We start from the raw sequence: 12083 nt of genomic DNA, 5'->3' as shown, positions 1-12083 counted from the left end.
GAACAATGATTCCGCTGTAAATTGTCAGAATCGTGTGTGTACCGGGTACCTATTGTCGTTCGGTCATTTGTTTCCAGACGGAGCCTTTTGCTTCTTCTCCTTGTTCAATGCGGGCAATGGCCATTTTGACTTGGAGTTTTACTTCGAATTCCGGGTCGTTTTCGGCATCATGTAAAGCTGGTAAACTGTTTTCTGTTCCAGTTTCATATAAATACATCGCCGCGCGCCAACGTACAAGTTTATTTTTGTCCTTTAATGCTTCAATCATGGCTGGTTCAAATTCCACTAAGCCTAAATCACTCATGCAATCGCCAGCTGTTCTTCTTACTGCGGCACTTTTATCTTTCAATGCGCGGCTTAAGTGCGGAACTACCGCCACATCCTCAATCATACCTAAGTAAACCGTAGCTAAACGGCGAATGGACATTTGCTCATCTTCTAGCGCTTTTTCTAATAATGGCAGATCCTCAACTTCTGGGTCTGGCATTTGGTCGAGCAATTGATATCGTTTTTGCCAATCTACAGCTGCTTCAAATTGCTCTAAAGTCACTTTTTCGCGGTCAACTGTTACTGTATTTTTCGTATTTGCCGCTTCAATAATTTCAGCCACTCGATTTTCCGGATATGTTGCTTGTATCTCACTCAAAACATTTTGCGCAATTTCTTCTTTATCGCCATAACGCACACCAAAGTCAACCCATTTACGTTCAAGTAAATAGTTGTCGTCGAATTTACTAATTTGAACCGATTTAAACGCTTCGGCAAAACGATCGCCCGTTGAAATGCGATGTTCTGAAGAAGAATCAAACACTTTTATTTGGAGTGGGATTCCTCGAAACATTTGAACATGGACAAACACTTCACCATAATGGTCGACAACTTGCTCCTCATGCGAAGTTTCAGTTGCGTCTTCCCCTAGTGCCACTCGAACACTCGATAAAATCGTTTCCCAATTGAATTTCGCATTTCGTTCAATGGCTAAAAAGTCAGCAACACGATAAACCCCTTTCACACCGTCAATTGCTAAGATCGCTTGAATTTGCTCTGGTGCTTCGGATAGATTCTCTTTTGTATAGTTAAAACTTTTACCAAAGGCTAGTTCTTCGTCGACTACCACCTTCATGGAATTCGGACTTGGTGTTGGTTCGATTGTTACGATTTTCATACTATTCTCTCCTTATCCATTCACAATTTCGTCTAAGTAAGACCATCTTTCAATTAATCGTTCATATTCTGAATTTAACTGATCTAGCTTTTCAGTTAACTTTTGAAGTTTTGTATAATCACTACCTGCTGTTGCGATTTCTTCTTCAGTAGTGGTAATTTCTTCTTCCACTTGTGCAATAGTATCCGAAATCGTTTCCCATTCTTTTTGCTCTTTAAAGGAAAGCTTTTTCTTATCATTTTTTGGTTTCTGTGGTTTTGGTTTTTCCACTTTCACTTCTTTTGCTTCTTCTTTTTGAAGGGCAGATTGTTTCACTAAATAGTCACTATAAATATCTAAACTTTCTACCACATTGCCTTTGCCGTCTAAAATCCATAGCTTTTTCGCAATACGATCTAGGAAGAAACGATCATGGGAAATGGTAATGACTACACCTGGGAAATGTTCAATAAAGTCTTCCAACACCCCTAAAGTTTCGATATCTAAATCGTTTGTCGGCTCGTCCAACAATAAGACATTCGGCTGCTCCATTAAAAGGCGCAATAAATGAAGTCGTTTACGCTCCCCGCCAGAAAGCTTTCCAATCGGTGTTCCATGGGTATGTAACGGGAATAAGAAACGCTCTAGCATTTGCGCTGCAGAATAACGTACCCCTTCTGCATCTGTTATGTCATTTGATGCTTCACGAATATATTCAATCATACGTTCATTTTCATTCATTGGTGGCAACACTTGTTTAAAATGCGCTCGTTTTACGGTTGACCCAACGATCACTTCCCCAGCATCAGGCTCAAGTTCCCCAGCAAGCATATTCAGTAACGTTGATTTCCCGTAGCCGTTTGCACCAATAATGCCGATGCGGTCGCCTTGTTGAAGTAAAAAGTTGAAATCACTAACAATCGTACGTTCACCAAAAGCTTTGGCTAAATGTTCACCTTCAATCACTTTTTTCCCAAGTCGAGTTGTTGCAAGGTTCATTTCTAAATTTGCATCATTTGAGCCGCGTTCAATTTTTGAATCTAGCTCTTCAAAACGATCAATTCTCGCTTTTTGCTTTGTTGTCCGGGCTTTTGCTCCACGACGAATCCACTTCAACTCGGAACGATAGCGGTTTTGCAGTTTTGCCTGTGTAGCCGCATGCATTTCTTCACGGATTGCGCGAGATTCTAAATAGTCTGCATAGTTTCCTGTGTGACGATACAATGTTTGGTCCGCCAGTTCATAAATATGCGTTGACAATTCATCTAAAAAGTAACGATCATGGGTAATGAAAATAACGGCGCCTTTTAAACGCAACACCATTTCCTGAAGCCACTCTGTTGATTGCACATCTAAATGGTTAGTCGGTTCGTCGAGTAGATACAGGTCAGCCGGTTCAATGAGCACTTTTGCTAAAGCTACGCGTTTTTGCTGGCCACCTGATAAATTCGTGACAATTTGGTCGTACATATCAATGCCAAGTTTCGTTAATGCTTGTTTTGCCAATGCATTGACATCCCACGCTTTGTCGTTGTCCATTTGCTGTTGCAAGCGGAACAATTCGTTTTGCAAGTTTTCCGATTGTGGATTTTGAGCAAGTTTTGTAACGGTATCTTCATATTTTCGGTTTAATTGTAAAATGGGCGAATCACCGGAGAACACGGCTTGTAATACGGTCTCACCTTCTTGGAATTGCGGCTCTTGTGGTAAATACGCAATGTGATACTTATTCGGGCGGTCAAGGGTAATGGTATCTGCATCCTGACTACCAGCTAAAATCGATAACAGCGTAGATTTTCCGGTACCGTTAATCCCGATTAATCCCGCACGCTCCCCTTCATAAATGGTAAATTCAATATCTTTAAATAGCGTTTTGTCGCCAACTGTTTTGGTTAAATTTGATACGATTAAATGACTCATACTATTCCATCTCTTTCACTTAGAAAATTCTACTTTTATTTAATTATATCGAATTATAGGAGAGAAAGCATTAAACTGAAATGAATCCGATGCTTTTTGCTCTTTCAACATGGCGTTTCGTCCACATAGCGGTTGCTTTTGACCGTTCAGCGTGGCGTTTCGTCCACATAGAAATGTGTTTCGTCCACATAGAAATTCCTTTCGTCCACATAGCTTCACGTTTCGTCCATTTCCTTTTGTGCACATGGCCCACGTTTTGTGCACTTGATATTCAGATGCTCACTTAGCACTGCGTTTTGCTCATTCGGAACCTCGTTTTGCCCATTCGAATGCCCGTTTTGCTCACTCGTCACCATGTATTGTCCATTCAGTTCAGAACTCCTTTTTGCTCTCACCCAACAAAAAAGAGAAAGCCCACATCACGCTTTCCCTTCTCTTTCATTCTTCAACTGCTCTAAGAAAGTTACCATAAATCGATGGCGTTCTTCTGCCATTTGCTTCCCTTTTTCCGTTGTCATTAAATCTTTCAAAAGTAATAATTTCTCGTAAAAATGAGTTACAGACGATGTATTTTTCGAGCGATATTCTTCCTCGGTCATCGCCATTCGCGCCTCTTCTTCATCATCATATAATTTCCGTCCTTTTGCTCCACCATATGCAAAGGTGCGGGCAATTCCAACTGCGCCAATTGCATCAAGTCGATCGGCATCCCGCACAATTTTTGCCTCCAACGATTTTGCCGGAAGTTCATTGCCCCCATTAAAAGACACACTCGCAATAATCTCTCGTATATGCTGTATTTTTTCCTCCGATAAATCCAATGATTGCAACAGGCGTTCTTCTGCTTCTTTACTATCCGTATATTTTTTATCACTCACATCATGCAACAATACGGCGATTCGAACGATTTCCTTATCCGCATCGGGCTCAGCCACTAAAATACTTTCCGCATTTTGAAGCACCCGCTCAATATGTTGAAAATCATGGCTTGCATCAAACGTATCATAAATTGCTTTAACTTCTTTTATCAAATTTTTCAATATCATCAACTCCTAACACATTACTTTACACTTTCTCCCTCTAAATTTCACGAAATCTTCTTCCTCTAGTTAGTATTATATTTGGACTAGCTGAAATAAGATAATAGAAAAGAAAGTTGTGAGAGGAGTAAGTTGTCTGGCTAAATATGAATTTGGGGCTTTACTAATTCGAGTCGTGTTGGGGGTTATCTTTTTTGTTCATGGATTAACGAAATTTCAAGAAGGCATTAATGAAACCGTTACGAGATTTGCAGAGTACGGAATTCCTTATGCCCAATATGCTGCATATGGAGTGGGTGGGATTGAACTCATTGGCGGGTTCTTTTTAATTATTGGCTTCTCTGTGCGCTTTGTGTCTGCGTTACTTATCGCGGTTATGGTGGGCGCCATTGTGAAAGTGAAATTAGAAGCTGGTTTTTTAAACGGCTATGAGTTCAATGTGGCATTAATTGCAATGGCGTCATACTTGTTAGTAGCAGGTAGTCGACTTCTTGCATTGGACAAGCTATTTACGAGCGAACCGAAAAAGAAAGCTCGAATCGAATTTAAACGAAGCTATTAAATAGGTAGGGGGAACGGGCCAATGTTCTCCCTACTTTTTTTCTATCCGTGCCAAAACTGCATCAATAGAAGGCATGCCACCTTGTGCTCCGAATTTTTCAACAGAAAGGGACGCTGCAACATTTGCGAATGCCACTGCCCTTTCAATGGAATAGCCCGACATGACCGCATGAGCAAACGCACCATTAAACGTATCCCCTGCCCCGGTTGTATCCACTGGTGTCGTTTTAAACCCCGGAACACGTTTTAACTGGCTTCCATCATGAAAAGCTGCCCCATCCCCACCTAACGTCACAATCACTTTATTAGGATAATGACTTAAAATGGATTTATAATTCTCCCCAAACAACAGCTCGCATTCTGTTTCATTTGGCGTTAAGTAAGTAATTTTATCCATCCATTCGTTCTTAAAGTTTGCAGCAGGTGCCGGGTTAAGCAGCACGGGAATGTTCAACTGGTGACAAATATCTAATACATATTCAATCGTTGCAACTGGGATTTCTAGCTGTATCATGAGAAGTGAACTATTTTTAATAAGTTCTAACTTAGAATCAATCACTGCCTTCGTTACATCAAAGTTTGCCCCTGGAACAACGATGATACGGTTATCATTATCGTACAGTAATATATTTGCTATACCAGTAAAATTTTCAGACCGTACAATAGAATCTACATTCACCTTCTCACTTTTTAAATTGTTCACCAATTCTTCCCCAAAAGGATCTTCCCCCACAGCACCTATCATTTGTACTTGGCTCCCAAGTCTTGCTGCTGCAACTGCTTGATTCGCGCCTTTTCCACCAGGGATCGTTGTAAATACATTCCCTAAAACCGTTTCACCTTGCTTTGGGAATACATCTGTCCTTACCACAATATCCATATTGATACTACCAATTACTGTAATCATAATGGCCCCTTTCTTAACTCAAATTTTTTTGTTATTTCCAAATCTTATCGTGATATAATGAAACTAAATGGAAGGCGGTGTTATCATGTTATTCTATAATATTATGAAAAGTATGAAATCGATTCGAGCTAAAATTATCGTCAGTTTTTTAATTGTGATTATCGTCAATTGGGTGTCCGGTACATATAACTATATTACAAATGAATCCCAAACAGAAAATACTGAAAAAATTATGTTAGAACAATTACCCATTTTAAATGCGGAAAATGCCCTTGTTGAATCCATTAATGGTGGATTAGCAGCTGCAAGAGGGTTTGTGTTAACAGGAGATCATACATATAAAGAATTGTTTAACCAATATGAAGTCCAATCCATGGATAATATTGAAATCATAAAAGGCGCCGAAAACTACAATACAATTGAAGCTACTTTAACTGATGCATTAGCTTGGAGCACTACCGTAAAAAAAGAAGTTTTCGAAGTATACGATAACGGTAGCCCTGAATTAGCCATTAAAAATTTAACAGCAGTTGATTCTGACGTTGAAACGATTAGTAAAGCTATCAAGGATTTTACAGTTGAAACGCAAAATAATATGAATTCCCTTGGACAAGGCATTGTGGACGAAGCGAAATCATCAAATTTAATTATTAATATTCTCGCAACGTTGATTACGTTAACTTGTATCTACTTAACATTTCTCGTGTCAGCAGTAATCGCTAAGCCGATTTCGAAATTAATGGAACGTATGGATTCTATTGCAGCTGGAGATTTGAGTTTGGAACCTTTAGAAATAGAGACAAAAGATGAAATTGGTCGACTCACCATTGCTGCTAACAAAATGACAGAACAATTACGAAACGTCATCAATGACATTCAAACCGTTTCAAACAATGTGACATATCGAAGTGACGAACTAAAGCAATCTGCCATTGAAGTGACAGGTGGTACAACTCAAACCGTAGTTACCGTTGAACAAATTGCAGAAGGTACTGAAGAACAAGCATCAAGCACAATGGAACTGAAAAACGTTATTACGACTTTTACGCAAAATGTGGAAGATGCCAACAATAATAGTCAGCAAGTGCAAAAACATTCTGTAGAAGTAAAGCAAATGACGGAGCATGGTCGAAACTTAATGGACAATACATCAAAACAAATGGTAACGATTGATGCCATCGTAAAATCTGCGGTGAGCAAAGTAGAAAATTTAAACGAACAAACAAAAGAAATTACACAGCTAGTAAAAGTCATTACAGAAATTGCCGATCAAACAAATTTATTAGCATTAAATGCGGCAATTGAAGCGGCTCGAGCTGGAGAACAAGGAAAAGGATTTGCAGTTGTTGCCGATGAAGTACGAAAATTAGCGGAGGAAGTAACGCATTCCGTATCGAACATTTCAACAATTGTATACTCCATCCAAAATGAAACAAATAACGTAACGTCTTCCTTAATTGAAGGCTATCAGGAAGTAGCAAAAGGAACAGAACAAACGAAAACATCGAGAGAAACATTCGAAAACATTTCATATGCCGTGACGGAAATGGTTGAAAATATCGGAAATGTGGCAAGTAACTTAAAAAACCTTGCTTCTTATGCGGACAATATTGAGTCTTCGATTGAAACGATCGCTGCTGTTTCAGAACAATCGGCTGCTAGTGCTGAAGAAACCGCTGCAACGGTTGAAGAAGTGGCAACTTCAATGGAGCAAATTTCCATGAATGCAGAAGAGCTTGCGTCAAATGCTACGCAACTGAATCGTTTAGTGAATCAATTCAAGCTATAAAAAAAATCTGGCCAAATTCAATGTTGGTCAGATTTTTGTTTTATTAAAATAGTCCTACTGCTTCCCCGTTTTCATTTACATCCATGCGAAGTGCAGCAGGCGTTTTAGGAAGCCCCGGCATCGTCATAATATCTCCTGTTAGACATACAAGGAATCCCGCACCTAATTTCGGAATAATTTCTCGAACAGTAATCGTAAACCCTGCTGGACGTCCTAACAAATTCGGCTGATCCGATAGCGAGTACTGAGTTTTGGCCATACACACGGGTAGTACATCCCAACCAAACTTTTCGATTTGGACCATTTGTTTTTTCGCTTCTTCTGTAAATTGAACGCCAACCCCACCATACACTTTTTGTACAATGGCCGTAATTTTTGCATCAATCGAATCAGATATCTCATAAATAGGTGAGAAATGATTCGGTTGGTCTAATGCATCCAGAACTTCTCGTGCTAATTCTAAACCTCCCTTTCCTCCCTCTTCCCAGACATTTGTTCTTGCAATACGTATGTGGTTTTCTTTCGCCCAATCTAATACAACGTTTAATTCTTGTTCAGTATCAGTAATAAAGCGATTCAAGGATACAATTGGTTCAACTCCAAATGCGCGAACTGTGTCCACATGTTTTTCTAAATTTGGCAAGCCTACATGAACTGCTTCTACATTTTCTAGCGATAATTCTGTTTTCGCTACCCCGCCATGCATTTTTAACGCACGAATCGTTGTAACCACGACAACTGCGCTTGGTGCAAATTCGCCTTGGCGCGCTTTAATATTCATAAACTTTTCTGCCCCAAGATCCGCCCCAAAGCCTGCTTCTGTAATCACGATGTCCGCTAATTTTCGAGCTGTTTGAGTCGCAACGATGGAGTTACAACCATGCGCAATGTTCGCAAAAGGCCCACCATGAATAATTGCAGGCGTTCCTTCTAACGTTTGTACAAGATTTGGTTGGAATGCATCTTTTAACAATAACGTTAAAGCACCTTCCACACCCAAATCACGCACAAACACCGGCTCTTTCGTATACGTATAACCGATCACAATATTTCCAAGACGCTCTTTTAAATTTTCGAGGCTCGTCGCTAAGCAGAAAACCGCCATAATTTCAGATGCCACTGTAATATCAAAGCCATCTTCACGGGGAACACCTTGAACAGGTCCCCCAAGTCCAACAACTACTTTCCGTAACGCGCGGTCATTTAAATCTAGTGCACGCTTCCAAATAATTCGTCTTGGGTCAATTTGAAGTACATTTCCTTGATGGATATGGTTATCAATGAAGGCAGCTAAAGCATTGTTTGCTGTCGTAATCGCATGTAGGTCGCCAGTGAAATGCAAATTAATATCTTCCATAGGTACAACTTGCGCATATCCACCACCCGTTGCACCACCTTTAATTCCCATTACTGGACCTAAAGACGGCTCACGTAAAGCAACCATCACGTTTTGATTCAGCTGTTTTAACCCATCAGCTAAGCCTACTGTTACTGTGGACTTCCCTTCTCCTGCTGGCGTTGGGCTTGTTGCCGTAACTAATACCACTTTTCCATGTGGAGTCCCTTGTATAAGTTTTGTATTAATTTTTGCTTTATATTTTCCATAAGGTTCGATTGCATCAAGCGGAATTTGGGCTGCCTCTGCAATTTCTGTAATTGGCTTCATTTTCGCAGATGTTGCAATTTGTAAGTCTGATAATGGTTTTGACACGGTCATGATGTACTAACCTACTTTCATTATGATCTATCTGTCCTTAGCTTACCATTTAACGTGAAGACCTTTCATATTATTTCGAAAAATGTCGAAATGTTGACACCTACCCAATAATCATGTATATTTTATTCGTAATAATCATAATTTTCTTAATGATGCCATTACTATTTTCTAAGGGGGAGAACGACTCTATGCACCAAGGTAAAGTAAAGTGGTTCAATAATGAAAAGGGTTACGGCTTTATTGAATGCTCAAATGGTGAGGACGTTTTCGTTCACTTCACTGGCATTAAGGAAGAAGGCTTTCGTACATTGGAAGAGGGACAAGATGTGTCATTTGACATCATCGAAGGAAATCGGGGTCCCCAAGCTTTAAACGTCATAAAACTATAAGGTAAGGGTACCAGTCGATGTCAGGCTGGTTTTTTTATTTGAGTTTATGTGCGGTTTTTGGGGATTTATGTGCGGTTTTCGGAGGTTTATGTGCGGTTTTTTCGAATTTATGTGCGGTTTCGGAACATTTATGTGCGAATTAAAAAAACCCTAAAAATTTTAGGGCTTAATCCTCAAGTGGTACATATCCAACCTTCTCCACTAACTCCTGACCTTGAGCAGACAACACCCAATCAATTAATTTTTCTACATTCGGGTTTGTTGAGCCTGCTGTTACAATATAAAACTCCGAAGAAAGTGGATACGAATCGTTCCGGATATTTTTTTTAGTCGGTGCTACACCATCAATTTCCAACAATTTAATTTGATCATTTTTCACCATTTCATTCGAGTAATATCTAAACGTATAACCAATGGCATTTCTAAAATTTTTATACTGGGCTACTTCACTAATAATGCCCCCCATACCCGTTGCAATATCTTCTTTAGGAGCTTCTTTGATCTTTGTTTCCCCCATCAAATTTTGTAAAGCCGTTTGAGAGCCACTTTCTTCTGGTCGTTGGAACGCACGAATTTTATCACTGTCCCCTCCAACTTCCTTCCAATTTGTAATCTCACCAGAATAAATCCCCTTAATTTGATCCACTGTCAATCCATCCACTTTATTTTTCTGGTTCACAAAAAAGACAAACGCTTCTCTTCCAATTGGGGTTAATTTTAATTCTTTCCCTAATTGTTTCGCATAGTTTTGTTGAGAAACAGATGGAGCTGCTGCAAAAATCATGTCCACCTCGCCCTTGATTAAATTACTATAAGCTTCTGGCGTTTTAGTCACCATCACTTCACTATCGTATGGGTAGTAATCCTTTTTGGGATAGGTTGCTTGCACAATTGCCGAATATAGCGGATATAACGCAGTTGCCCCATCCATTTTTGGCAAGTTTTCAGAAAGTTTTAACGTCGCTTCTTCCTCTAAAACAACAACTTTCGATTCTTCCGAAAACGGTCGATATTGAAATATTTCCACTTCCGCATCCACAGTAGGAATTGAATTTAAATACATATGTTTAATAGGCGAAATGGAGGCAATGACAATAGCCACACCACTCAACAATCCAAAAACCCTTTTTCGCTTTTTCGTTTTGAAAAATTTATAAATAACGAAAACAATAAATAAATAAACAATCGCGGCAACTACCAAGATTAGCGGAATAAAATGCATCTGACCGGATAATAAAAGCACGAATAAAGCTGGCGCTAATATAAAAGCAAAACAAACAAAAACCATTAATGAACTAAAAAAATTCAAGTTGGAAAACCTCCTTTCAATAATCATACGACTAAATTCACTAGATTCCTATATTTTGAATAGTTTTCTAGTTAGTTTGAATTTTTCGACATTACTTTCTATCTTTATACTATAATAAATGTTGGAAAAAATATGTTAGGAGAATGAATATGGAGCTAAAGTACACAGGAAAAACGAAAAATGTTTATGCACTAGAAGATGGCAATTATTTATTACAATTTAAAGATGATGTAACAGGTGTGGATGGAGTATTTGACCCAGGTGCGAACACAGTTGGCTTAACATTAGAAGGTGCTGGCCGCGCTGGATTACGCTTAACAAAATTTTTCTTTGAAATTTTAAAAGAAAAAGGCATTCCTACGCATTATGTGGATGCCAATATCGAAGAAGCCACAATGACAGTAAAGCCTGCAGAAGTGTTTGGTCAAGGCCTTGAAGTCATTTGCCGTTATCGCGCAGTAGGTAGCTTTTTACGTCGATATGGGTTATATGCAGAGGAAGGGCAACCACTTGATGCATTCGTGGAAGTAACATTAAAAGATGACGATCGCCAAGACCCACCAATTAGCGAAGACGCGTTACATATGCTGGGCATCATATCAAAAGATGAATACCAAGAATTAAAATCATTAACACAACAAATCGGAAATGTCGTGAAAGAAGAACTTGCGAAAAAAGGCATTGAACTCTATGACATCAAATTCGAGTTTGGAAGAGTGGGTGAGGAAAAACAAATCGTCCTCATCGATGAAATCTCTGGCGGCAACATGCGCGCATACAAAGACGGAGAATATATCGAGCCTTTAGAATTAGAGAAGATGTTTTTATAAACTAAAATGCTCCCCTTATTTGCATTACAGCTTCAGCTCCACCTTTAAGTTATTTAGAAGTTTTTGCAGCAATTTCTTCGCAATATCCGAATGATTATGAGTTTTTTAGTCCAAATCAGTTATCTTCAGTTTATGATCATGGAGGGGATGAACTCTATATAGTAACAGAGGAATACGGATATGGTCATATTAGATATGCTAAATTTAATGGTGTTAATTTAAAACAACATATGACTCAGTATATAGATTTAAATGGAGACTCCATTGTTGATGGATGGTATGTTTGGTGGAATGCTAGTGGTAATGAAGAAGGTACATTTAATTACCAAAATACTTCTACGACTTTTCCAAGTAATACAATGACTGATTCTATTTTTATTAACTCAAACTTCGCACATAAATAATTAGGTTCAATAGTTGATGCTATTTGGTTCTTCTCGATTTCAATAAGAACCTTGACATACTTTTTTTAGATAC

Annotated in this window: 12 protein-coding genes; 5 read left to right on the top strand and 7 right to left on the bottom strand. The window is 39.0% G+C overall.

What is annotated here, in order from left to right; all coding sequences use genetic code 11:
• Window positions 1-49: 49 nt before the first annotated feature.
• The 4 genes from CRO00_RS12190 to CRO00_RS12180 all read right to left on the bottom strand — a co-directional run bounded on the left by CRO00_RS12190 (window position 50) and on the right by CRO00_RS12180 (window position 4104).
• Complete coding sequence (locus CRO00_RS12190; RefSeq protein ID WP_097073956.1) at window positions 50-1165, bottom strand: conserved virulence factor C family protein; 1116 nt, start codon at window positions 1163-1165, stop codon at window positions 50-52.
• Between the two features lie 12 nt (window positions 1166-1177).
• Window positions 1178-3064 (bottom strand): ABC-F family ATP-binding cassette domain-containing protein, encoded by a 1887-nt coding sequence (locus CRO00_RS12185; RefSeq protein ID WP_097073955.1) that lies wholly within the window; start codon window positions 3062-3064, stop codon window positions 1178-1180.
• A 215-nt stretch (window positions 3065-3279) separates the two neighbouring features.
• Window positions 3280-3420: a hypothetical protein gene (locus CRO00_RS20175; RefSeq protein ID WP_161946677.1), complete on the bottom strand. Its 141-nt coding sequence runs from the start codon at window positions 3418-3420 to the stop codon at window positions 3280-3282.
• 63 nt (window positions 3421-3483) lie between these two features.
• Complete coding sequence (locus tag CRO00_RS12180) at window positions 3484-4104, bottom strand: HD domain-containing protein (RefSeq protein ID WP_237658409.1); 621 nt, start codon at window positions 4102-4104, stop codon at window positions 3484-3486.
• Window positions 4105-4222: 118 nt separating this feature from the next.
• Between CRO00_RS12180 and CRO00_RS12175 the strand changes: the two genes are divergently transcribed.
• On the top strand, window positions 4223-4666 hold the full coding sequence (locus CRO00_RS12175) for a DoxX family protein (RefSeq protein WP_337189417.1): 444 nt from the start codon (window positions 4223-4225) through the stop codon (window positions 4664-4666).
• A 30-nt stretch (window positions 4667-4696) separates the two neighbouring features.
• On the opposite strand, the gene rbsK is transcribed toward CRO00_RS12175, so the two are convergent.
• Entirely contained in the window at window positions 4697-5572 is an 876-nt protein-coding gene (rbsK, locus tag CRO00_RS12170; protein ID WP_097073953.1) for a ribokinase, read from the bottom strand.
• Between the two features lie 85 nt (window positions 5573-5657).
• Between rbsK and CRO00_RS12165 the strand changes: the two genes are divergently transcribed.
• Window positions 5658-7361 (top strand): methyl-accepting chemotaxis protein, encoded by a 1704-nt coding sequence (locus CRO00_RS12165; RefSeq protein WP_161946676.1) that lies wholly within the window; start codon window positions 5658-5660, stop codon window positions 7359-7361.
• Between the two features lie 43 nt (window positions 7362-7404).
• Here the strand turns inward: CRO00_RS12165 and CRO00_RS12160 are convergent, their stop codons facing one another.
• On the bottom strand, window positions 7405-9078 hold the full coding sequence (locus CRO00_RS12160; RefSeq protein ID WP_097073951.1) for a formate--tetrahydrofolate ligase: 1674 nt from the start codon (window positions 9076-9078) through the stop codon (window positions 7405-7407).
• A 188-nt stretch (window positions 9079-9266) separates the two neighbouring features.
• On the opposite strand from CRO00_RS12160, the gene CRO00_RS12155 reads away from it, so the two are divergent.
• Window positions 9267-9467 carry a cold-shock protein gene (locus CRO00_RS12155; RefSeq protein ID WP_097073950.1) on the top strand — a complete coding sequence of 67 codons (201 nt, stop codon included), beginning with the start codon at window positions 9267-9269 and terminating at the stop codon, window positions 9465-9467.
• A gap of 166 nt (window positions 9468-9633) precedes the next feature.
• On the opposite strand, the gene CRO00_RS12150 is transcribed toward CRO00_RS12155, so the two are convergent.
• The gene (locus CRO00_RS12150; protein WP_237658407.1) at window positions 9634-10776 is read right to left on the bottom strand and encodes a PstS family phosphate ABC transporter substrate-binding protein; all 1143 of its coding nucleotides are present in this window, start codon (window positions 10774-10776) and stop codon (window positions 9634-9636) included.
• 149 nt (window positions 10777-10925) lie between these two features.
• Here CRO00_RS12150 and CRO00_RS12145 point away from each other — a divergent pair, with 149 nt between their 5' ends.
• Together CRO00_RS12145 and CRO00_RS12140 are read left to right on the top strand one after the other, a co-directional pair.
• The gene (locus tag CRO00_RS12145) at window positions 10926-11606 is read left to right on the top strand and encodes a phosphoribosylaminoimidazolesuccinocarboxamide synthase (protein WP_097073948.1); all 681 of its coding nucleotides are present in this window, start codon (window positions 10926-10928) and stop codon (window positions 11604-11606) included.
• A 17-nt stretch (window positions 11607-11623) separates the two neighbouring features.
• Window positions 11624-12010: a DUF4879 domain-containing protein gene (locus CRO00_RS12140; RefSeq protein ID WP_097073947.1), complete on the top strand. Its 387-nt coding sequence runs from the start codon at window positions 11624-11626 to the stop codon at window positions 12008-12010.
• Window positions 12011-12083 lie beyond the last annotated feature (73 nt).

Origin of the sequence: Ureibacillus xyleni (assembly GCF_900217795.1) — a bacterium.
Taxonomy (GTDB): domain Bacteria; phylum Bacillota; class Bacilli; order Bacillales_A; family Planococcaceae; genus Ureibacillus; species Ureibacillus xyleni.
This window is presented reverse-complemented; position numbering and strand designations above follow the sequence as displayed.